Raw genomic sequence first — 20661 nt, 5'->3', positions numbered from 1 at the left:
GGACGACCTCAGCCGATCGCCTTGGCCCAGTTATCGGCCAGATACTTGTTGGCCGTGTCGGTTTGGGCCTGGCTCGCGACCGTCACCGGACCGTCGATCGGCGGCAGCTGACCGAACGCCGCACGGTCGGCGGTGCCGGCCAGGATCATCTTGTCGGCGCGCACCGGGCGGACCCCGCCCTTGGCGTACAGGTTCTGCCCCTCGTCACTGAACAGGAACTCCTGCCACAGCCGGGCCGCCGCCGGATGCGGGGCATCCTTGTTGATGGCCTGGTAGTAGTAGCCGGCGACCAGCGCCTCGTGCGGGACGATCACCTGCCAGCCCGGGACCTTCTGACTCTCGGTGCCGTTGAGGTAGTTCCAGTCGATCACCACCGGGGTCTGCCCCGATTCGATCGTGGCCGGCGTCGGGTCCAGCGGCAGGAAGTTGCCCGCCTCGTTGAGCTTTGCGAAGAAGGCGACGCCGGGCGCGATGTCGTCGGCTGACCCGCCCTGCGCCACCGCCGCCATCAACACGCCGGCGAAGGCGGCACCGGCCTGGGTCGGGTCACCGTTGAGCGCGACCTTGCCGTGGTACTCGGGCTTGAGCAGGTCCTCGACGGAGGTCACCGCTGGCACCTTCGTCGAGTCGAACCCGATGGACATGAAGCCGCCGTAGTCGTTGACCCAGGTGCCGTCGGGGTCCTTGAGCTTGTCCGGGATGTCGTCGAACGTGGCCACCTTGTAGGGCGCGAACATCGACGTATTCGCCAGCGCTACCGATTGTCCGAGGTCGAACACGTCGGGTGCGGTGCTCTTGCCCTTCTGCTGGTTGGCCGCGTTGATCTCTTCCTGGCTGGACCCGTCTGGCTGTGCCGAGTTCACCTTGATGCCGTATTTGTCGGAGAACGCCTTGATGATGGCGCCGTAATTGGCCCAATCCGGGGGCAGCGCAATCACATTCAGTTCGCCTTCGGCCTTGGCCGCTTCGACGAGCTTGTCCATCCCGCCGAAATCCTGGGCCGAGCGCGCCTCGGCGACCTTGACCCCGGTATCGGTCTTGCCGCCTGCGGTGTCCTTCTGCGGCGGCGCGCACGCCGCCAGCCCCAGCGCGACGAGCGTCGACGCGGCGAGGGCGGATACCGTCGCGATCCGGGATGCGATCATTTGCCATGTCCTCCGATGGTCGGCGAGCGCGCGCACCGGCACCCTATCGCGAAGGGCGTTAACATCGCGTGGTGTCTGTTCGGCGACCCGGCGGCAACTTCGAGCTGGACGGCTGGAATTTCAAGCCGGCCGCCGTGCCGTGGTACCGCACCCGCCCCGCGGTGATCGCGACGATCGCCGCCGCCGTGGCCGCGGGGGCCATCGTGGTCTCGGGAGTGCTTTTGCTGCTTAGGGATTCACCGTCCGCCCCGGAACAGGCGACGTCCCCGTCGCCCGCGCCTTCGGCAACCGCCCCGCCGCCGTCGCCGCCGATGCGGGTCGGCGTGCCACCCGCTCCCGCGGAACCACCGCCTGCCCCGCCACCGGAAAACCAGCAGGCCCCGGTGTACCGCCCCACCCACCGGCCGACCGCGACCAAGAAACCCGAGATCGGCGTCACCCGCACCCCGGTCACCCGCTCGCCGATCAGCGTGGCCCCGCAACCGCGCCATCCCCGTAACTGAGTGCGCCTACGCTGAGGCCATGGCCGGGCCCGAGACCATCGCCCAGTTCGCGAGCGCACCCTGTGCGGTCCTGGCGACGTTGGCCGCCGACGGTGCCCCGCACCTGGTGCCGGTGGTGTTCGCCGTCCATGTCGCGGCCGACTCGACTGCCACCATCTACACCGCGGTCGACGCCAAACCGAAGTCCACCCAACGTCTGCGGCGATTGGCCAACATCGAAGGCGATTCCCGCGTCAGCCTGATCGTCGACCATTACACCGACGAGTGGGCGCACCTGTGGTGGGTGCGGGCCGACGGGCGGGCCACGGTGCACCACAGCGGCGACGCGATGGCCACCGGCTACGGACTGCTGAGGGCGAAATACCCGCAGTACGAGCGCATCGCGCTGACCGGGCCGGTGATCACCGTCGCCGTCACCCACTGGTCGTCCTGGCAGGTGTGATCGGCAACCCCGGGAGGGGTTGTGCTCCAGGTCACATCGGGGAAGGGTGGGAAACAGGGACACCGGGAGGCATGCCATGGCGGACAAGACTCATTCGGCCGGCAACGGGGCTGTTCCCACCGCGGACAGCCCCGCCGCCATTCGCAATGTGGTGCTGGTCGGACCGTCGGGCGCGGGCAAGACCACCCTCGTGGAGACACTGCTGGTCGCCGCAGGCGTGCTGACCCGGCCGGGCTCCGTCGTCGACGGATCGACGGTGTGCGATTTCGACGACGCCGAGATCAGCCAGCAGCGCTCGGTCGGGCTGGCGCTGGCCCCGTTGCAGCACAACGGCATCAAGGTCAATCTGATCGACACTCCCGGATACGCCGATTTCGTCGGTGAGCTGCGCGCCGGCTTGCGGGCCGCTGATTGCGCACTGTTCGTCATCGCGGCCAACGAGGACATCGACGAGCCCACGAAGGCGCTCTGGCAGGAGTGCGCTGCGGTGGGCATGCCGCGGGCGGTCGTCATCACCAAGCTCGACCATGCCAGGGCCAACTACGCCAACGCACTGGCCGGCGCCCAGCAGGCCTTCGGCGACAAGGTGGCCCCGTTGTACTTCCCCGCCGGCCAGGGCGTGATCGGTTTGCTCACCCGGACCCACTACGACTACGGCGACGGCACCCGCACCACCCGGCCGCCCGACGGCTCCTACGACGGCGAGATCGCCGAACTTCGCGGTGCCCTGATCGAGGGAATCATCGAGGAATCCGAGGACGAGACGCTGATGGAGCGTTACCTCGGCGGCGAGGAGATCGATGAAGCGGTGTTGATCGCGGATCTGGAGAAGGCCGTGGCGCGGGCTTCCTTCTTCCCGGTGATCCCGGTGTGCAGCGGGTCCGGGGTCGGCACGCTGGAACTCCTCGAGATCGCCACCCGCGGCTTCCCGTCACCGCCCGAACACCGGCTGCCCGAGGTGTTCTCCGCCGGCGGCGCCGCCCGCAAGCCGATGGCCTGCGATCCGGGCGGACCGCTGCTGGCCGAGGTGGTGAAGACGACGTCGGATCCCTACGTCGGCAGGGTCAGCCTGGTCCGGGTGTTCTCCGGCACCATCAGGCCCGACGCCACCGTGCATGTGTCGGGCCATTTTTCTGCCTTCAACGACGCGGTGGCTGCCGACGGGTCGCACGGCCACGCGGATCACGACGAGGACGAGCGCATCGGCACCCTGTCCTTCCCGCTGGGCAAGCAACAGCGCCCGGCCCCCGCGGTGGTGGCCGGTGACATCTGTGCGATCGGGCGGCTCAGCCGGGCCGAGACCGGTGACACCCTCAGCGACAAGGCCGATCCGCTGGTGCTGCGCCCGTGGACGATGCCCGATCCGCTGCTGCCTGTCGCCGTGCAGCCCCGGGCCAAGACCGACGAGGACAAGCTCTCGGTGGGCCTGCAGCGGCTGGCTGCCGAGGACCCCACCCTGCGCATCGAGCAGAACCCCGAAACCCACCAGATCGTGCTGTGGTGCATGGGTGAGGCGCACGCCGGCGTCGTGCTCGACGCGCTGTCGCGGCGTTACGGGGTGTCGGTGGACACCGTCGAGCTGCGGGTGCCGCTGCGAGAAACACTCGGCGGCAAGGCGAAAGGTCACGGCAGGCATGTCAAGCAGTCCGGCGGCCACGGCCAGTACGCGGTGTGCGACATCGAGGTCGAGCCGCTGCCCGAGGGCAGCGGGTTCGAGTTCGTCGACAAGGTCGTCGGCGGTGCCGTACCGCGCCAGTTCATCCCGAGCGTCGAAAAGGGTGTGCGGGCCCAGATGGAGAAGGGCGTCGGTTCCGAGGTCGGCTATCCCGTCGTCGACATCAGGGTGACGCTGGTCGACGGGAAGGCGCACAGCGTCGACTCGTCGGACTTCGCTTTCCAGGTGGCCGGCGGGCTCGCCCTGCGGGAGGCGGCCGCGGCCGCCGGGGTGGACCTGCTCGAGCCGATCGATGACGTGACCGTGGTGGTGCCCGACGATCTGGTGGGCGCGGTGATGAGCGATCTGGCCGGCCGGCGCGGCCGCGTGCTGGGAACCGACAAGGCCGACGACGACCGAACGATGGTCAAGGCCGAGATTCCGGAGGTCGAGCTCACCCGCTACGCGATCGACCTGCGATCACTCTCCCACGGTGCCGGGGCGTTCACCCGCGCGTTCGCCCGATACGAGCCGATGCCCGACGCCGCCGCGGCACGGGTCCGCAAGGCGGTTTAGCTGACCGTCGAGGCGTAGAACTCGTCGCTGCCCGCACCGTCTTCGAGCTGGACGCCGAAGGTGTTCAAGGCGAATGCCAGCGTGCTGTAGCCGCCGAAGGTGAACATCAGGTCCATGCGCTGCCGGTCGTCCAGCCATTGTCCGAGGCGCTGCCAGGTCTGGGGGGACACGCGCGATCCGGTGTGCAATTCGTCCACCGCGTCGAGCACGGCCTGGTCGAATTCGTCTGCCGCTGTGCCGCTTCGGGTCGCCTCGATGTCGGCCTCGGTGAGCCCGACCTGGAGGGCCATCGCGCTGTGATGTCCCCACTCGTACTCGCAGTCGTGGTGGAACGCGGTGCGCAGGATCACGAGTTCGCGCTGCCGCTCGGGCAGCGTCGAATCCTTTTGCAGGTAGGTGTTGAACGGCAGGAATGCCCCGGCCAGCACGGGGTGGCGCACCAGGGTGGCCAACGCGTTGCCCACCTTGTCCGGGCGACGGCGCTCCGGCGGCACCGTGGAGGCCAACGCCTCGCGGGCCTGGTCGTCCCAGTCTTCGGCTGGCAACGGCGTCAACATGCGGTACCCCTACTTTACGATCGACTAGTAATCGTACTTTACGATCGTAAAGGAACTTCGGCCGCAGCGCACACGAGGGGACGTACCGATGGACACCACCCGAGAACGCCTCGTCGAGGCGGCGGTGCAGCTGTTCACCCGGCACGGCTTCGCGGGGACATCGCTGCAGATGATCGCCGACGAACTGGGCTTCACCAAGGCCGCCATCTATTACCACTTCCGCACCCGTGAACAGCTGCTGACCGCCGTGCTGGACCCGGTACTGCAGCAGATGCAGCAGATCGTCGAGGAAGCCGAGAATCTGCGCGGCGTGCACAGCCGCGCGGATCACATGGTGCGCGGCTATGTCGAACTGGCGGTGCGCAACCGCGCCCTGGTCTCGGTGCTGGGGTGCGACCCGAGCGTGAACGAGGCCCTGCGTACCCGTCCCGAGTGGGACACCGTCATCGACCGCCAGATGGCCCTCCTGGCCGACGTCGACCCCGGGCCGGCAGGCACCGTCAAGGCCGCGATGGTGTTCTCCGGCGTCGCCGGTGGCGCGGGCGTCGCCTCGACCGGCCTCACCGACGACGAGCTCTTCCACCATCTCGCCGAAGCCGCCCGCCGCACCCTGGGCCTGCGGATCAGGCGTTGACGAAATCGATTGCCGATCAACAATTCTCGAAAGGACTCACAATGACGACCTCGCCGGGCAAGACCGCACTGGTGACCGGAGGCGCATCCGGAATCGGCAAGGCGATCGCCGACCGCCTCGTCGCGGACGGTTATCGGGTCGCCACTCTCGACCTCAATGCGACCGACGACGAGCACTCCTATGCCGCCGACGTCACCGACCGGTCCCAGGTCGACGCCGTCTTCAAAGCGGTCCGCGAGCAGCTGGGGCCTGTCACGATCCTGGTGAACTCCGCCGGTCTCAGTGATTTCACCCCGTTCACGGAGCTCACCTTCGAGCGGTGGCAGAAGGTCATCGACGTCAACCTCAACGGCGTCTTCCATGTCGTACAGGCCGCGCTGCCCGACATGATCGAGGCCGGCTGGGGCCGCATCGTCAACATCTCCTCGTCGAGCACGCACTCCGGTGTGCCGTACATGTGCGATTACGTGGCCGCCAAGTCCGGCGTCAATGGGCTGACCAAATCGCTGGCGCTGGAGTTCGGGCCGGCCGGGATCACGGTCAACGCCGTGCCCCCGGGTTTCATCGACACCCCGATGCTGCGCGCCGCCGAATCCCGGGGCGAACTGGGCGATATTCGCGACACGATCAACGCCACCCCGGTGCGCAGAATGGGTAAACCCGAAGACATTGCCGCCACGTGTTCGTTTCTCATTTCGGAAGAGGCCGGTTACATCACCGGGCAGATCATCGGCGTGAATGGCGGCCGAAATACCTGATCAGCGCCTACGCTGTGACGGGGGTCTCCCGGTACCGGCGATTTGATATTCGCCGCACCGGGTCTCCGGTAGTTGCACTTATCTCTAATTGTTTGGGACAGTTTGCAGACCTTTAGTTGCTGGCTGCGTCAATAATTCGGAGGTTTGCGCGTGGCCTCATCCACCGCGACACTGCGGGACCGCTTCGAACAGCGGTTCAAGCATTGGCGGTACGACCCGCCGTACAAGACCGCGACCGCGGCGATGGTCCTGCTCGTGGTGGCGGTCCTGGTGTTGACGTGGATGCAGTTCCGCGGGGCGTTCGAGCAAAAGACACAGCTCACGGTGTTGGCCAACCGGTCCGGTCTATCCATGGACCCGGGTTCGAAGGTCACCTTCAACGGCGTACCGATCGGCCGGTTGACCGCCGTGGACGTGGCCGAGGTCGACGGTGAGCAGCAGGCCGAACTGACCCTGGACGTCAAGCCGCAGTACCTGAAGCTGATCCCCGAGAACGTGACCGCCGAGCTGAAGGCCACCACGGTGTTCGGCAACAAGTACATCTCGTTCGTCGCACCGGACAATCCGTCGTCAGCCCGAGTCTCCCCTGACACGCCCATCCGCGCCAAGGGGGTCACGACGGAGTTCAACACGCTGTTCGAGACCATCACCGCGATCTCCGAGCAGATCGACCCGATCAAGCTGAACGAAACCCTGACCGCCACCGCACAAGCCCTCGACGGCCTGGGTGAGAAGTTCGGCCAGTCCGTCGTCAACGGCAACACCATCCTGGCCGACCTCAACGGGCGCATGCCGCAGATCCGCCGCGACATCTCCGGCTTGGCCGACCTCGGCGAGGTGTACGCCGACGCGGCCCCCGATCTGTTCGACAGCCTGACCAACGCCGTCACCACCGCCCGCACCCTCAACCAGCAGCGCGGCAACCTGGACCAGGCCTTGGTGGCCGCGGTCGGCTTCGGCAACACCGGCGGTGACATCTTCGAACGCGGGGGCCCCTACCTGGTCCGCGGCGCCCAGGACCTGCTTCCGGTCAGCGCGATGCTCGACCGCAACAGCCCGGCCTGGTACTGCATGATCCACAACTATGCCGAGGCCGCGCCGAAATTCGCCCAGCAGACCCGCAACGGCTACGGGTTCGAGTTGCAGGACTTCCTGGTCGGTGCGCCCAACGCGTGGGTTTACCCGGACAACCTGCCTCGGGTGAACGCCAAGGGCGGTCCCGAGGGCCGGCCCGGCTGCTGGCAGCCGATCACCAAGGACCTCTGGCCCGCCCCGTACCTGGTGCTGGACACCGGCGCCTCGATCGCCCCGTACAACCACTTCGAACTGGGCCAACCGCTGGTGTCCGAGTATGTGTGGGGCCGCCAGATCGGCGAGCACACCATCAACCCCTGACGGGCTTGCCTTCCAGCTCCGCCTCCAGCTTCTCCTCGTAGGCGCCCTCGTCACGGCCCAGAGCGATGGTGGCGGCGGCCATGGCGCCGACCGCGACCGACAGGGCCACCGGTTCCCACCCGGTGATGGTCAGGTGCTCACCCAGGACGACCGAGCCCAGCACCACGGCCACCACGGGTTCGAGGACCAACATGGTCGGCACCGAGGTCTGCAGCGACCCGGCGTGAAATGCCGACTGCTGCAACAGCGTGGCGATCACCCCGAGGGCCACCACCAGGTACAGCGCCGGAGTGGTCAGCACGGCGAGCACACCGTCCACGGCGATCGTGTGCATGACGATCTTGGTCAGCACCGCGACCACGCCGAACATCACGCCCACCGCGAGGGCCAGCAACACCGCCCGGCGCCAGTTGGTGCTTCGGGTGGCGGCCAGGACACACAGTCCGACGGCTGCCGAGCACACCACGACGACGATGACCGTGGTGGTCACCGACACCCCGTAGGTTCCGGTGCTGGCCCTGGCGAGGGCCACGAACACCGTCAGCGCGCCGGTCAGCAGCAGTGCCCACAACCATTCGGCGCGGCTGACCCGCCGGTGGGCCAGCCGGGCACTGAGTGGGAGCGCGAACAACAGCGCCGAGACCAGTACCGGCTGGACGAGCAGCAGTGAGCCGAAACCCAGCGCCAGCGCCTGGAATACGTAGCCGGCCACGGCGGACGCGGTTCCCGCCCACCACAGCTTGCGGCGCAACAGCGTGCGCAGCATGACAGCGCTGACGCCCTTCTCGGGCGGGACGTCCATGGTGGCGCGCTGCCGCACCACAATGCCGACAGCCGCGAAAATCGCTGCGCAGAGAGCGAACAGCACCGCAAGACTGTTGCCGAGCAAGCCTCGTCAACCCCTTTCGGGCCAGTGTGTCGGCCGCCTCGCGAGGGGAGAAGGCCAGTGCCCTCCAACCGTAGAGCGCCGACGACTCTCGCGCTGCGCTGGGTCAGACGACCTGCAGATGCCGCTTCGGCGGCTCGTCGGAGGAGCCTGTGGGATCGGTCGGTGGGGCGGGAGCGATCTTGTCGTTGACGTTGGCTACTGCCAGGTCGACGCGGTTCACCGCGGTGTCGCACAGGTCGCGAACCCGGCCGCTGGCCGTCTCGACCTCGTCGGCGGCACTGCGCAGGTAGGCCCTGAGGTTGATCCGGAGCCGCTCGCCGGCCCGGCGCGCCCGCAGCCGCACCCGGTCGTCGACCTCGACGGTGACGTATGGCAACAACCGAAACCTCATAGCCCCGCTCCCATCTGCGCTTGCCTTGGCACACAGTATCCGCGCCCGGCGGTTGTTCGGGCCAGACGTGATCGGCACCGCATATCGGCAGTCTATGACCGGCGGGTCACATCGACCGTCAGCTTCCGGCGCCGTCCCAATCGGTCAGGGTCCAGCCATCGGTCGGATTGCCCTTGATGACGACGTAGCCGGTGTTGTCGAGCGGGTGTTGCATCAGCAGTTGGGGATTGGGATTGGTGACGTTCATCTGTACCCACAACATGATCGCGGCGCCGTGCGAATACGCGACGGGATTGTCGTCCCCACTGTCGTAGATCTGCTGGACTGCCTCGTCGAAGCGGCCGTCGAATTCGTTTCCGTCGATCGAACCGGGTATCCGGGCGCTCCGGTCCCCGCGCAACCACTGCTCGGGGGCCGCGAAGTAGGTCTGGACCGCGCTCGCCTCGGGCTGGCCCTCGTAGATCCCGGCCTCGACCTCGTGGAGCCCGGGCAGCACCGTGATCGGCTCGCGGAGGATGTCGGCCATGGGTTGGGCGGTCTGCTGGGTCCGGATCATGGTCGAGGCGAAGATGCCGTCGTAGTGGTGGGGCGCCAACCGCTGTGCGCTGGCCACGGCTTGGGTGCGACCCAGCTCCGTGAGCGCCGGTCCGGGCGTCGAGCTGTCGATCAGGCCGGAGGCATTGCCCGCCGACTGGGCGTGCCGGACGAACGTCAAGGTGATGGAGCGGTAGCCACCCGCGGTCGCGGTCGGGGCCAGCAGTGTGGCGAGGACAAGGACGATTACGGCCAGCGACGGGAGTGCTCGTAGTTTTCGCACACGGGCCATAATCCACCCTTCGGCGTAGCTTCGTTAGCGTGACTACCCTCAACGACGGCCGGGTCGCCGATGCGCTGGACCGGATGTACGCCGCGGCCGACGAGCAGTTCAAGAAGATGCGGGAGGACGGGTCGCGCCGGTTCGCGGATCTGTCCGATGCCAGCGCACAGGAGCGGGCGGACGCGCTCAGCGACATCTACATGCCGGTGACGCGCGAGGCCGGCCGGTTGTTGTACTCCTTGATTCGGGCCACCAAGCCGGCGATCGTGGTCGAGTTCGGGATGTCCTTCGGCCTGTCTGCCCTGCACTTGGCATCGGCCGTGCGCGACAACGGAACTGGCCGGGTCTACACCACCGAGCTGAGTGCCACCAAGATCGCCGCGGCCAAGCAGACCTTCGCCCATACCGGCCTGGACGATGTCATCACGGTGCTCGAGGGCGACGCGTTGGAGACGCTGAAGTCGGTGACCGGCGACATCGGCTTCGTCCTGCTCGACGGTTGGAAGGAGCTCTATCTCCCGGTGCTCGAGCTCCTGGAGCCCCAGTTGACCACCGGCGCGCTGGTGGTCGCGGACAACACGTCCATGGCCGACACCCAGCCGTACCTGGACCGCGTCCGGGAGCCGTCGAACGGATATGTCAGCGTCAACTTTCTGGCGCGCGACAGCGACAGCATGGAGCTCAGCTGCCGGGCCTAGCCCGTTGCGCCCCGCTACGGTGCTGACATGGTGGATTTCGCCCTGCGGTCGTGCGGGCTGCGCGGGCATGCGACGTTCGCCCCCGACGAACCACAGCTGCGCGCGCGGCTGCGGGTAGACACCCCGGTCGGCGAAGCCTGGCGCTGCCTGCGGTGCGAGACGTTCGTCGTCGGCGCGCCGCGCGGTCACGGGCCTGCCGACACCGCTCCGGAGATCCCGCGCGGACGCCTGCTGCGCGATCGCACCCTGATGCGGTTGCTGGCCACCGAGCGGGCCATCCGTGGTGTCGTCTTCGTGCTACTGGCCGCGGGCATCCTCAAGGTCCGGGCGTCCCAGAGCGAGCTGAAGGACGCCTTCGAGAAGGACATCCCGCTGATGCGGCCGCTGGCCGACCAGATCGGTTGGAACATCGACGATTCCAAGATCGTCCGGCACATCGGCGAGGCGTTCACCTTGTCCTCGACGACCTTGCTGTGGATCGCGGTCGGGGTGGCCGCCTATGCCCTGATCGAGTTCGTCGAGGCGGCCGGGCTGTGGCTGATGAAGCGGTGGGGCGAGTACTTCGCGGTGATCGCCACCGGTGTCTTTCTACCGCTGGAGATCTATGAGCTGACCGAGAAAGTGACCGTCCTGCGCCTCGGCGCGCTGACGGTCAACCTGGCCGCGGTGGTCTGGTTGCTCTGGAGTAAAAGGCTTTTCGGGCTCAACGGCGGCGGTGCGGCCTATCGGGCCGAGCATCACACCGAGAGCCTGCTCAGCGTCGAGCGGGCCGGGCTGGTTACGCCTGATGCTCCTCACGCGCGCGATTCCGATACGCCGAGGGCGTCTGGCCACAAAACTGGGTGAAGCAGCGGGTGAACGAGCTGAGGTTCTCGAAACCCACCGCCGTGGCGGTGGCCTGCACCGACTGATCCGGCCCGGCCAGCAGTGCCATGGCCCGCAGCATCCGGGCATGCAGAAGGTATGTCCGCCAGGAGATTCCGATCGTCTCGGCGAACAGCCGGCGCAGGGTACGCTCGGACACCGCGACCGCCCGGCTGACGTCCTCGGCGGTCACCGAGGCCAGGTGTTCCTTGGTGTGGGCCAGCGCCGCGGCGACGATCGGGTGATCGGTGGTCGGAAGGCTCAGCGGCGCTTCGTGATCGAGCGCATCGGTGACAAGGTTGGCCAGAGTTCGAAAGAACGTGTCCGAGGTGTCGTCTCCGTGGGCGCGGTCGATCGGCCAGCGCAGGCCGTAGATCATCATCTCGCGGATCAGCGGGGAGACCGCGATGATCCGGGCCCGATCGCCCGGATCGGCGATCAGCTGCGCGTCGAACATCACCGCGACGGTCTTGACGTCGGGGTTCATCACCGCCTGGTGCTGCAGGCCGGCCGGAATCCAGGCGGCCTGCTGCGGCGGCAGCAGATAGTGTGCGGCGTCGGTCTCCACTTCCACCACGCCGTGCAGGGCGTACTCGATCTGATGCACCTCGTGGGAATGCCACCCCGTGATCAGCCCGTCGCCTTCGTAGAGGTAGCTGCCGGCCGGCGCGCGCCCGCCCCGGCGCAGCTCGATGACCGGCCTCGACATGTTGGCCGATTGAGTCAAACCTCTGTCCGAAGATGCAGAGACGGTCATGCTGCTAGACGGTACTAGTTGTTTATGAAGACCGACGACCTGATCCTCATCAGCATCGACGACCACGTCGTCGAGCCGCCCGACATGTTCCTGCGCCACGTGCCGGCCAAGTACAAGGAAGAGGCGCCCATCGTCGTCACCGACGACAAGGGCGTCGACCAGTGGATGTACCAGGGCCGCCCGCAGGGCGTGTCCGGCCTGAACGCCGTGGTGTCCTGGCCGGCCGAGGAGTGGGGCCGCGACCCGGCCGGGTTCGCCGAGATGCGTCCCGGTGTGTACGACGTGCACGAGCGGGTCCGCGACATGAACCGCAACGGGATCCTGGCCTCGATGTGCTTCCCGACCTTCACCGGGTTCTCCGCTCGCCACCTCAACATGCACCGCGAAGAAGCCACGCTGGTCATGGTGTCGGCCTACAACGACTGGCACATCGACGAGTGGGCGGGGTCCTACCCTGGCCGGTTCGTCCCCATCGCGATCCTGCCTACCTGGAACCCCGAGGCCATGTGCCGCGAGATCCGCCGGGTCGCCGCCAAGGGCTGCCGGGCCGTCACCATGCCGGAACTGCCGCACCTGGAAGGACTTCCGAGCTACTTCGACGAGGACTACTGGGGCCCGGTGTTCCGAACTCTCTCCGAGGAGAACGTGGTGATGTGCCTGCACATCGGCACCGGCTTCGGCGCGATCTCTATGGCCAAGGACGCTCCGATCGACAACCTGATCATCCTGGCCACCCAGGTTTCGGCCATGTGCGCCCAAGATCTGCTGTGGGGACCGGCGATGCGCAACTATCCCGACCTCAAGTTCGCCTTCTCCGAGGGCGGAATCGGTTGGATCCCTTTCTATCTGGATCGCAGCGACCGCCACTACACCAACCAGAAATGGCTGCGGCGCGACTTCGGCGACAAGCTGCCGTCCGACGTGTTCCGTGAGCATTCGCTGGCCTGCTACGTCACCGACAAGACCTCGCTGAAGCTGCGGCACGAGATCGGCATCGACAACATCGCCTGGGAATGCGACTACCCGCACAGCGACTGCTTCTGGCCCGACGCCCCCGAGCAGGTGCTGGCCGAGCTGAATGTCGCCGGCGCAAGCGATTCCGACATCAACAAGATCACCTGGGAGAACTCGGCACGGTTCTTCAGCTGGGACCCCTTCCGGCACACCGCACGTGACCAGGCCAACGTCGGCGCCCTGCGCGCCAAGGCCACCGATGTCGACACCTCGATCCGGCCGCGCGCGGAGTGGGCCCGCCTCTACGAGCAGAAGCAGCTCGCCAAGGCCTGACCCATCTGCCATCGAGTCTGCGGTGAGGGCGTGAAAGTGCGCGTCGCCCTCACCGCGGAGTCAACGGATGCCGGCGCCTCCGGCGGTCGGTGTCGAGGACCCACCGCCTGGGGGACGACAGCCGACCTCACGAAGGTGCTCGCCGGGTCCGCACAGAAGATCTGCGGTCAGGCGCGGAGACCGATGCCGAAGGTTTTCGCATTCATCGACGTGAACGTCTCGACAGCGGCCACCTCGTGGAGCGTGACGCGGGCCGCGGCAACCGCCCGGGCTTTGAATGCTCGCGCCGCCGCGCTGAGGTGATGGTCGTAGAGGTGAGGCGGGTCGGGAGATTCGCCCCAGACCAGGGCCTCGACATATCCAGCCGGAAGTTCGTGGCCGGCACCGGAAACCGCCGGGGCATACGCGTCGGCAGCCATGACCAGTACACATCGTTCCTCGTCCGGACGGTCCGGTGACGTCAGCGCATCGACCAGCTCGGCGCCCAGTATCCGCACCGCACGGGTGTCGACGCTGTCGAGCAGCTGAACCGTCACTCGCCAACCGCTCATCATCCGGTCGACGATCAGGCCCCCGGCGTTGGACGCCAGCTCCGCGGCGTCGCCGGCGATCACGTGCATGCGGTACGTCACGGCGCCACCGCCCCTGTCGTTCTTCATCGCAGCGCCCTCCCACCAGATCCGCTCACCACCCCGACGCCATTCCGGGACGCCCAACTGTAATATTTACAGTAGGTCGGCGACAAGTGGCGATCGGCGCGCATTCGGCCAGCCGCCGCGCACCCGGCGGGCACCCGGCGGGCACCGGCGGCCCCATTGTCACGCCAGAGTGGCTCTCGAGCTCGGCAGCCACGCCAGCGTGACATTCGACGGGTAGGTGGCCCGAATCTGGCCTACTAGTGGGTGATCTGCCAGTCGGCAGCCTCCCGCTGCTGGTTCCAGAACTCGTCGAACCGCCCGCGCGCGGCCAGCAACTCCTCGATGCTGCCGTCCTCGACGATCCGTCCGCCGTCGAGGAACAGCACCCGGTCGGCGTGCCGGATGCTGGCCAGCCGGTGCGCGACGATCACACGGGTCCGGGAGCGCTCTTCGGCAGTGAGGGCGTCGACCACCGCGGCCTCGTTTTCGGTGTCCAGCGCGCTGGTCGCCTCGTCCACCAGCAGCACCGGCGCCGGCTTGACCAGGGCCCGGGCGATGCTGACCCGTTGCCGCTCACCACCGGACAACGCCGTGCCGGCTTCGCCCACCTTGGCGCCGTCACCGTCGGGCAGCCGGCTGGTCAGTTCGTCCACCCGCGCCAGCCGCACCGCGGTGGCGAGTTGGCCGGCATCGGCATCGGGATCGCCGACCAGGATGTTGTCCCGGATCGTCCCGTCGAACAGGTAAGGGTGTTGGAACACCACACTCGTTGCTGCCCTGCGGGTTTCGGCGTCCATCTGGGAGGTGTCGACTCCGTCGATCAGCACCCGGCCCGCGGTCGGCTGGTGCAGGCCCGCGATGAGCGACAGGATGGTGCTCTTACCCGATCCTGACGGCCCGACGATCGCGGTGGTGCCGCCGGGTTCCAGGACGAAGCTGACGTCTTCCAGCACCGGGGTGGGCCCGTAACCGAAAGTCACGCGAGAGAATTCGATGCGCGGCGCCGTGGTCGAAGACAGGGTCGCCGTGCCTGCCGTCATCACGGGAGCATCGAGGACGGCGCGGATCCGGTCGAGGGTGGCCCGGGTGGATTCGATCGCCGGGGCCAACTCGGAAAGCGACGTGAACGGCTCGAGATAGCGGGCGGCGACGACGATCATCGCGATCGCCTCAGGAACGCCGAGCGTGCCGCGCAGCGTCAGGAAGGTGGCCATACCGGCCAGGATCAGCAGGGCCAGTTGGCTGGCCAGGCTGAACAGCAGCTGTCCGGGTACCTGCATCAGCAGCAGCCGCATGCTGGCGCCGTGTTGTGCGGCCAGCGCATCGCCGACCATGCTGCGGGCGGGTTCGACCCGACGGGCCGCGCGCAGTGCCTGCTGAGTGCGGGCGAACTCGATGATGCGTTCGGTGAAGGCCCGGTTGGTCTCGTCGGCCACCGCGTCGGCTTTACGGCTGAGCCGTCCCGATGCCCAGAACGCACCGAGCAGGATCACCACGCCGGCCAGCGCCGCCAATCCCAGTGGAACCGAGATGAACAGCAGCGCAAGCGCAATGGCTGCGGGCAGCAGGATCGCGCCGATCAGCGGGGTCAGCAAGTTGACCACCATGCCGACCAGTTCGGGTCCGGTGGCGGCGATCGCCTGGCGGGCGTTGGCGGTGTTGGCGCCGTTGTCACCGCTCAGCCAGTCCATCCGGATGCCGGGCAGCCGGTCGGCCACATCGTGCTGGGTGTGGTCCAGCAGCGCGAAGCCGAGGTCGAATCCGAGCCGCGAGGTGGCGGTGTCGACGATCCAGCCGATGACGGTCGCGGCGGTAAGCCAACCCAGCCAGGGCAGCGCGTCCCGCGGGACATCGCTGAACAGGGCGGCCACCAAGGGAATCAGCAGCACTGTGCCGGCCGCCCGGATCACCACCGAGGCCAGCGTGAGCGCTGCGTAGATGCTGACCTTGCCGCGGCGGTCCGCCGGGATGAGGGCAATCAGGGTGCGGATCATCGGGTCTCTCCTGCGGTGACGGTATCGCCGGGGCGCAGCGATTGTCCGGTCTGCCAGAGCTGGTGGTAACGCCCGCCTGCGGCCAGTAGCTCTTCATGAGTGCCGGTCTCGGCGATCTGTCCGCCGTCGAGCACGACGATCTGGTCGGCGTGGGTGATCGTGTGCAGCCGGTGTGCGATCACCAGCACCGTGCGGTCCTTGGTCAACCGGTTGAGGGCCTGCTGCACAAGGTATTCCGATTCGGGATCGGCGAAGGCCGTGGCCTCGTCCAGGATCAGCACCGGGGTGTCGGCCAGGATGGCCCTGGCGATGGTCAGTCGCTGCCTTTCGCCGCCGGACAGCGCCGACGACGCGCCGAGTACCGTTTGATAGCCCTCGGGTAGCCGCAGGATGCGTTCGTGGATCTGGGCGTCGCGCGCGGCCTGCTCGATCCGGTCCTGATCGGCTTCCGGGTCGGCCAGCGCGATGTTCTCGGCGACGGTGCCCGCCACCAGTTGGGTTTCCTGCAGCACGAAGCCGACGCGGCGATACAGCTCGTCGGCGGACAACGTTCGGATGTCCTTGCCGTCCAACTGAATCGAACCGGAGTCGACGTCGTGGAAGCGGGCCAGCAGCGCCGCCAGCGTGGACTTGCCCGATCCAGAGGGGCCGACCAGCGCGGTCACCGTTCCCGGGCGCAAGGTCAGCGAGACGTCCTTGATCACCGGCACACTCGGCCGGTAGCCGAAGGTCACGCCGTCGAACACCACGCCACCGGAGCTGCCGGGCTCACCTTGACCCTCAAGTTGCGCCAGATCTGCCTCGTCGAGCGCGTTCTGGATGCGTCGCGCGGCCAGCATGCCGCCGCGGATTCCGCCGAGCCCGTAGCCGACACCCAGCAACCGGACGCCGAAGGTGGTGCCCAGCAACAGGAACGGCAGCAGGTCGACGGGGTCCATCGAGCCGCCGATGATCATCGGGGTGCCGACGGCGACGATGAGCCACAGGAAGGTGCCGGGCCGGGTCACCAGGTCCATCAGCGACTTCTTGCCGGTGAAGGGGCGCTGCCAGCCGACCAGGAAGCCGATGTATTCGTCGAGGCGCCGACGGAAGCTCGACGATGCGGCGCCGCCGAACACCCGCACGACGGGCTGGCCTTCCAGGTAAGCGCCGGCCTCGCCGCTCATCCGGTCGGCCCAGCGCTGCGCCTGCCCGATCTTGGCACCGGACTGGATGGTCATCACCGACATCAGCACCAGGTAGGTGAGCACCGGGATGAACAGCACCAGGGCCAGTCGCCAGTCGACGGTGAACAGGTAGACCAGCACGGCGACCGGAGCGATCACGGCCGCTACGGCATCCGGGATGGCATGAGTCACCAGGTAGTGCAGGGACAACGTGTCGTCCTGCACCAGTTGCTTGATCGAGCCGGAGCCGCGGGCGGTGAACCAGCCCAGCGGCAGCCTGGCCATCTTGGTCAGCAGCCGGCTTCGTAGGTCCCGGGCGAACCGCGCGTCGAGGCGGTGCAGCCAGAGGGTCAACCCGGCGCCCAACAGCGCGCCCAGGCCCAGCAGCCAGACCGCGGTCAGGCCCAAGGTCCACAGCCGGGATTCTTCGGCACCGGTCAGCAGCAGGCGAGCCAGTTCCACCAAGAGCACGAATGGGGCGAGCTGGATGAGGGTGATGACGGCCTGCAGTACGCCCGAGACGATCAGCGGCGTTTTCAGCGGGGCAAGTAATCGCCCCGCGCCTTGTGCCCGCCAGGTGCCGCGCGCGGGGGCGGCGGCCGGCGCGGAAACAGGTTCGGCCACAGCAGGTTCGGTCGGGGCCGCGTCCTTTTCCTCGGTGCGGTCGGTGCCCATGGCCCGGCCCTCGGTCCAGTAGGCCTGGGCGTGCAGTTCGGACTTGGGAAAGCCGAACTCATCTTTCAACCGCGTGCGCAGGTGTTTGAGCGAGCCGGCCTCGGGCGTCACCCAGCAGTACCAGTCCGACCAGTCGCGTGCCTCGATCGCCGCGGCCAGCGAGGTCGTGTCACGACGTTCGACCCAGTGCACCTGCAGCCGTGGATGTTCGGCGATCGGGATGAGCAGATCGTTCTCGTCGTGCTGCTCGAGATAGGCCTCGATCGGCACGTCGTGCGGGAGGGCGCCGATGATCCCGTTGATGGCGGGGATGGCCGCCGCGTCACCGATCAACAGATAACCGGCGGGCAGGTCCTCGGGCACGGTGAACCCTGTCGAGCCCAGCGCCATCACCGGGATGGTATCGCCCGGCTTGGCGGCCCTGGCCCACTTCGACGCCGGGCCCGAGGGTTCGTGCAGCACCACATCGACCGCGAAATGACCGGTCTCGGGGTCCATTTCGGACATCGTGTAGCCGCGCTGGAACTCTGTCTTCGAGCCGTCGGGGTCCGGAACCCAGAATCGCAGGTACGACGTCGGCTCGGCGATCGCGTCCTCGAACACCGTCGGCGACACCAGCCGCAGCCGCACCATGTTCGGCGTCAGGTAGGTCGTCTCGACCACGGTCGCCTGGTGATCGCGCGCGCCGAAGCCGCGCATCATCACTCCCTGAAATCCGCGTGCCATCAGCGGTCCTCTCCCCGGGCGGTCAGCTCCGCCACGATGTCGGTAATCGGCCTGCCGGGCGCCGCGGACGTCAGCAGCCCCCGGATCAGTGCGTTCATCAGAAGTTCCAGATACTGCGGACTGCTCAGTTGCATGCCCGCGGTATGCACCGGGCCCAAGGCGGCGTCGCCGGCCAGCCGCTGCGCGGCCGCATCGCGTTCCAGGACGAATTCGTCACCGCCACTGGCCTCGGCCTTGAGTTCGTGTTGGGCGGCCAGGCCGATGGCCAGCACCGCCACCGAACTGCTCAGCAGCGCCGCACCCTCGGCGGTGTAACCCCGCCGGCCCAACGCGGCGATCTCGTCGGCCAGCAGCCGAGCGCCGGCTTCTCCACGCGGAAAGAGCACTTGCATGTAGGCGGCCAGGCCCGGATTGTTCAGGGTGAACCGGTGCAGGCTCACCCCGAAGGCCAACAGATGGTCTTCGACGGAGCGGGCCGGATCATCGACGAACTCAAGCTCGGCGAGCAGGCTCTCCCCGACCAGACGCTCCAGTTCCCAGCGGCCGCTGATGTGCCGGTACAGCGCCGTCGCCGACACCCCGAGTCGGGCGGCGACGGCGTTGATGCTCAGGTTGCGCATGCCGAGCTCGCGTCCTGCGGCGACGATGTCGGACACCGCGATCAGCGGCGGGCGTCCACCCACGCGCGCGGGGACACCGGTTCCGGCCACGACTACCTCCACAGGAAAGTTACCCCCACAAACTAAGGGTCGCCTTAGTCCGCGTCAACCGCTTCCTCGATAACAGAGCGGTCGCTCTGTTATGGTGTTCCGGTGCCACGTCCTCGCGTCTACGACCCGGATGCGGTCCTCGATGCCGCGGAATCCCTGGCCGTGCGCTCAGGACCGGCATCGGTCACCATCCGCGCCCTCAGCGACGCCGTCGGGCTGTCCAACGGAGCGCTCTATCACTCGTTCGGCTCCCGGGCCGGCCTGCTCGGCCAGGTGTGGCTCCGGGCCGGGCGGCGGTTCCTGGCCCTGCAACGTGAGTTGGTCGAGCAGGCGACGCGGGGTACCGACGCGATCGCGGCGGCCGCCCACGCCCCAGTGGTCTTCGCCGAGCGCAACCCGGCCTCGGCGCGGCTACTCCTGCAGGTCAGCCGCGACCAGTTGCTGAGCCATGACCTGCCGGCCGAACTGACCGACCAGGTGCGCGAGCTGGAACAACAGTTGGTGGACTTGATGATCGAACTCGCGATGGGTACGTGGGAGCGGCGCGACCGGGCGGCCGTGGACACCGTGACGACGTGCATCGTGGACCTGCCCACGGCCATTCTGTTGCACCGCAACCGTATTGACGACCCGACTGCCCGCCACCATCTCGGCGCCGCTGTGGCGGCCGTGCTGGCGGTGGGGCCTGCACCCAACCCCCGAAGGAAGGAAAACCATGGCCACCAACCTTGATTACGACGGCGACATCGCCATCCTGGATCTCGGCGACGACGAGAACCGGTTCTCGCCCGAGTTTCTCGACGAGGTCGACGCCCAGCTCGACGCCATCCTCGCCAAAGGGGCACACGGTCTGGTGACGACCGCGGACAGCAAGTTCTATTCCAACGGCCTCGATCTGGATTGGCTCGGCGCCCACAGCGATCAGGGCGACTGGTATGTGGGCCGGGTGCAGGGCCTACTGGCCCGGATGCTGACCTTGCCGATCCCGACCGTGGCGGCAGTCGTCGGGCACGCCTTCGGCGCCGGCGCGATGCTGGCAATCGCCCACGATTTCCGGGTCATGCGTGACGACCGGGGTTTCTTCTGTTTCCCCGAGGTGGACATCCGAATCCCGTTCACCCCGGGAATGGCCGCGCTGATCCAGGCCAAACTGACCCCGCAGGCCGCGGTCGCGTCCATGACCACGGGCCGCCGGTTCGGCGGCATCGATGCCAAGGCGTACGGGCTGGTCGACGCCACCGCACCCGAGGGCTCGGTGACCACGACGGCCACCGACCTGCTGCGCCCGTTGGGCGGCAAGGATTCCGGCACGCTGGGCGCGATCAAGCAGGGCATGTTCGGTCCCGCGGTCCAAGCGTTGACGGCCGGGCAGCAGTAACCCGACA

Annotated in this window: 21 protein-coding genes; 11 read left to right on the top strand and 10 right to left on the bottom strand. The window is 67.7% G+C overall.

The genetic code is table 11. The features are described from left to right. Positions 1-8: 8 nt before the first annotated feature. A complete protein-coding gene (locus K6L26_RS02370; protein ID WP_019347881.1) occupies positions 9-1145 on the bottom strand; it encodes an ABC transporter substrate-binding protein in 1137 nt (378 codons plus the stop codon). A 71-nt stretch (positions 1146-1216) separates the two neighbouring features. On the opposite strand from K6L26_RS02370, the gene K6L26_RS02365 reads away from it, so the two are divergent. From K6L26_RS02365 to K6L26_RS02355, 3 genes are all read left to right on the top strand, one after another. Beyond that, positions 1217-1648 carry a hypothetical protein gene (locus tag K6L26_RS02365; protein ID WP_131721860.1) on the top strand — a complete coding sequence of 144 codons (432 nt, stop codon included), beginning with the start codon at positions 1217-1219 and terminating at the stop codon, positions 1646-1648. Positions 1649-1667: 19 nt separating this feature from the next. Beyond that, positions 1668-2090, top strand: a complete 423-nt coding sequence (locus tag K6L26_RS02360) for a TIGR03668 family PPOX class F420-dependent oxidoreductase (protein ID WP_019347879.1) — start codon at positions 1668-1670, stop codon at positions 2088-2090. A 76-nt stretch (positions 2091-2166) separates the two neighbouring features. Then, positions 2167-4320 (top strand): elongation factor G-like protein EF-G2, encoded by a 2154-nt coding sequence (locus K6L26_RS02355; RefSeq protein WP_047036978.1) that lies wholly within the window; start codon positions 2167-2169, stop codon positions 4318-4320. Here the strand turns inward: K6L26_RS02355 and K6L26_RS02350 are convergent. Continuing rightward, a complete protein-coding gene (locus K6L26_RS02350; protein ID WP_047036979.1) occupies positions 4317-4877 on the bottom strand; it encodes a carboxymuconolactone decarboxylase family protein in 561 nt (186 codons plus the stop codon). The genes K6L26_RS02355 and K6L26_RS02350 overlap by 4 nt on opposite strands. A gap of 88 nt (positions 4878-4965) precedes the next feature. On the opposite strand from K6L26_RS02350, the gene K6L26_RS02345 reads away from it, so the two are divergent. The 3 genes from K6L26_RS02345 (at position 4966) to K6L26_RS02335 (ending at position 7664) form a co-directional block, all read left to right on the top strand. Beyond that, positions 4966-5511: a TetR/AcrR family transcriptional regulator gene (locus K6L26_RS02345; protein WP_036390880.1), complete on the top strand. Its 546-nt coding sequence runs from the start codon at positions 4966-4968 to the stop codon at positions 5509-5511. 41 nt (positions 5512-5552) lie between these two features. Beyond that, positions 5553-6269, top strand: coding sequence for an SDR family NAD(P)-dependent oxidoreductase (locus K6L26_RS02340; protein ID WP_036390878.1), 717 nt, complete (start codon positions 5553-5555; stop codon positions 6267-6269). 243 nt (positions 6270-6512) lie between these two features. Next, entirely contained in the window at positions 6513-7664 is a 1152-nt protein-coding gene (locus K6L26_RS02335; RefSeq protein WP_047037151.1) for an MCE family protein, read from the top strand. Here the strand turns inward: K6L26_RS02335 and K6L26_RS02330 are convergent. From K6L26_RS02330 to K6L26_RS02320, 3 genes are all read right to left on the bottom strand, one after another. After that, positions 7654-8553: a DMT family transporter gene (locus K6L26_RS02330; protein WP_047036983.1), complete on the bottom strand. Its 900-nt coding sequence runs from the start codon at positions 8551-8553 to the stop codon at positions 7654-7656. The genes K6L26_RS02335 and K6L26_RS02330 overlap by 11 nt on opposite strands. A 103-nt stretch (positions 8554-8656) precedes the next feature. Next, positions 8657-8944 (bottom strand): hypothetical protein, encoded by a 288-nt coding sequence (locus K6L26_RS02325; RefSeq protein ID WP_047036985.1) that lies wholly within the window; start codon positions 8942-8944, stop codon positions 8657-8659. A 118-nt stretch (positions 8945-9062) separates the two neighbouring features. Continuing rightward, the gene (locus K6L26_RS02320; RefSeq protein ID WP_047036988.1) at positions 9063-9770 is read right to left on the bottom strand and encodes a histidine phosphatase family protein; all 708 of its coding nucleotides are present in this window, start codon (positions 9768-9770) and stop codon (positions 9063-9065) included. Positions 9771-9877: 107 nt separating this feature from the next. Between K6L26_RS02320 and K6L26_RS02315 the strand changes: the two genes are divergently transcribed. Together K6L26_RS02315 and K6L26_RS02310 are read left to right on the top strand one after the other, a co-directional pair. Next, the gene (locus K6L26_RS02315) at positions 9878-10459 is read left to right on the top strand and encodes an O-methyltransferase (protein WP_409347527.1); all 582 of its coding nucleotides are present in this window, start codon (positions 9878-9880) and stop codon (positions 10457-10459) included. Between the two features lie 27 nt (positions 10460-10486). Further along, entirely contained in the window at positions 10487-11305 is an 819-nt protein-coding gene (locus K6L26_RS02310; RefSeq protein WP_047036991.1) for a DUF2127 domain-containing protein, read from the top strand. Here the strand turns inward: K6L26_RS02310 and K6L26_RS02305 are convergent. After that, entirely contained in the window at positions 11238-12080 is an 843-nt protein-coding gene (locus K6L26_RS02305) for an AraC family transcriptional regulator (protein ID WP_174682909.1), read from the bottom strand. The genes K6L26_RS02310 and K6L26_RS02305 overlap by 68 nt on opposite strands. Before the next feature lie 24 nt (positions 12081-12104). On the opposite strand from K6L26_RS02305, the gene K6L26_RS02300 reads away from it, so the two are divergent. Beyond that, positions 12105-13367 (top strand): amidohydrolase family protein, encoded by a 1263-nt coding sequence (locus tag K6L26_RS02300; RefSeq protein ID WP_047036996.1) that lies wholly within the window; start codon positions 12105-12107, stop codon positions 13365-13367. A 167-nt stretch (positions 13368-13534) separates the two neighbouring features. Here the strand turns inward: K6L26_RS02300 and K6L26_RS02295 are convergent, their stop codons facing one another. From K6L26_RS02295 to K6L26_RS02280, 4 genes are all read right to left on the bottom strand, one after another. Beyond that, positions 13535-14026 (bottom strand): hypothetical protein, encoded by a 492-nt coding sequence (locus K6L26_RS02295; RefSeq protein ID WP_047036998.1) that lies wholly within the window; start codon positions 14024-14026, stop codon positions 13535-13537. A gap of 236 nt (positions 14027-14262) precedes the next feature. After that, positions 14263-15999 carry an ABC transporter ATP-binding protein gene (locus tag K6L26_RS02290; RefSeq protein WP_019342971.1) on the bottom strand — a complete coding sequence of 579 codons (1737 nt, stop codon included), beginning with the start codon at positions 15997-15999 and terminating at the stop codon, positions 14263-14265. Further along, a complete protein-coding gene (locus K6L26_RS02285; protein WP_019342970.1) occupies positions 15996-18566 on the bottom strand; it encodes an ABC transporter ATP-binding protein/permease in 2571 nt (856 codons plus the stop codon). The genes K6L26_RS02290 and K6L26_RS02285 overlap by 4 nt, the downstream gene beginning before the upstream one ends. Then, the gene (locus K6L26_RS02280) at positions 18566-19276 is read right to left on the bottom strand and encodes a TetR/AcrR family transcriptional regulator (RefSeq protein ID WP_047037157.1); all 711 of its coding nucleotides are present in this window, start codon (positions 19274-19276) and stop codon (positions 18566-18568) included. The genes K6L26_RS02285 and K6L26_RS02280 overlap by 1 nt, the downstream gene beginning before the upstream one ends. A gap of 102 nt (positions 19277-19378) precedes the next feature. Between K6L26_RS02280 and K6L26_RS02275 the strand changes: the two genes are divergently transcribed. Both K6L26_RS02275 and K6L26_RS02270 read left to right on the top strand, forming a co-directional pair. Beyond that, positions 19379-20008 (top strand): TetR/AcrR family transcriptional regulator, encoded by a 630-nt coding sequence (locus tag K6L26_RS02275; protein WP_019342968.1) that lies wholly within the window; start codon positions 19379-19381, stop codon positions 20006-20008. Continuing rightward, positions 19992-20654, top strand: a complete 663-nt coding sequence (locus K6L26_RS02270; protein WP_019342967.1) for an enoyl-CoA hydratase-related protein — start codon at positions 19992-19994, stop codon at positions 20652-20654. Before K6L26_RS02275 ends, K6L26_RS02270 begins: the two co-directional genes overlap by 17 nt. The last annotated feature ends 7 nt before the right edge of the window (positions 20655-20661 follow it).

Origin of the sequence: Mycobacterium farcinogenes (assembly GCF_019739075.1) — a bacterium.
In the GTDB taxonomy this organism is placed as follows: domain Bacteria; phylum Actinomycetota; class Actinomycetes; order Mycobacteriales; family Mycobacteriaceae; genus Mycobacterium; species Mycobacterium senegalense.
Note: the sequence above shows the minus strand (reverse complement) of the source record. Positions and strands in the feature narration are given on the sequence as shown.